The organism is Aeromonas lacus (genome assembly GCF_000764665.1).
GTDB classification, from domain to species: Bacteria; Pseudomonadota; Gammaproteobacteria; order Enterobacterales; family Aeromonadaceae; genus Aeromonas; species Aeromonas lacus.
Genome location: NZ_JRGM01000093.1, coordinates 1 through 715 on the forward strand (window position 1 = coordinate 1; position 715 = coordinate 715).

At 38.3% G+C, this 715-nt stretch carries 1 protein-coding gene; it reads right to left on the minus strand.

What is annotated here, in order from left to right; all coding sequences use genetic code 11:
- The coding region (locus tag LG31_RS20395; protein ID WP_152598349.1) for a cytochrome ubiquinol oxidase subunit I at positions 1-129 on the minus strand (129 nt) is incomplete at its 3' end.
- Between the last annotated feature and the right edge of the window lie 586 nt (positions 130-715).

A 715-nucleotide genomic window follows, 5' to 3' on the forward strand; every position in this document is an offset into this window, starting at 1 on the left:
CACATAGACAGATTCCATGATCGCCAGGAGAAAGGCCATTCCCAGCGTCAGGGGTACAAACAAGAAGTGATAAAGGGCCGTCGCAGCGAACTGGAACCGCGATAGGTCTACCACATGCTCAGCAATCATGATGTTTCCTCACCGATTATTGGCACGGCTATTTTAAGTTTTAGGACAAAGCTTCCGTTGATGGCCATCAAATGGGTCCCGCCATGAGCTCTCACAACAAAACCCCATTACTAACAACCAGCATTAACAACAAGGCAATAACTGAGAACAAAGAAAGCTAATGTTTAACATTTACAAAACAACCAGCTGAAATTTATTCTCGCCCATGATGACTGTGGTTTTATATCACCTTTATTTGATTGAAATCAATGTAAAAGCACCCGCAAAAGATGGCCGCAAAAGGCATTTTTAAACTATTTAACGTCTGATGACATGAGTCAGATCACAGAATAACAAAAAACGTAATTTATTGATTTAAATCAATTTAATTATTTATCCAACAATACCTTCATTTAATTTTAAAAATGGAGCCAAGCTTCTTTTTCTCATGTTATTCGCAACTGACTCCCGCTCTGAAAAACTCAATTTAATACTGCTAAAAATGCATACTCATGCGAGCCAAACCAATCAAAAAATAAATTAGATAAACTAATCTGAACGGTGCAATTTTTCTTGTTTGCCCACGCCGATTCGAACTCCTACAATG